At 62.1% G+C, this 317-nt stretch carries 1 protein-coding gene; it reads right to left on the bottom strand.

The window, feature by feature from the left end:
* Positions 1–317: TCP-1/cpn60 chaperonin family protein (locus AC0L2R_RS33895; protein WP_473514134.1), on the bottom strand; the 317-nt coding region annotated here is incomplete at both ends.

Here is a 317-nt window from a genome sequence, read left to right as displayed (position 1 = left end):
GAGAGATAGCCGCGGTCGAACTGCATGCCTTCGACGACTTCGAGTTCGGTCTCGGCGGTCTTGGCTTCCTCGACCGTAATGACGCCCTCATTGCCGACCTTCTGCATCGCTTCGGCAATCATCGAGCCGACCGAGGCATCGCCATTGCCGGCGATGGTGCCGACCTGGGCAACCTCTTCTGAGGTCTTGATCTTCTTGGCGTTCTTGATCAGCGTCCCGACGACGTCGCCAACCGCGAGGTCGATGCCGCGCTTCAGGTCCATCGGGTTCATGCCGGCGGCAACCGCCTTGTGGCCTTCCTGGACGATCGACTGCGC

The sequence above is a fragment of the Mesorhizobium sp. WSM4820 genome (assembly GCF_055811075.1).
The sequence above is the reverse complement of the archived record's forward strand: the minus strand, read 5'-3'. Positions and strand labels throughout refer to the sequence as shown.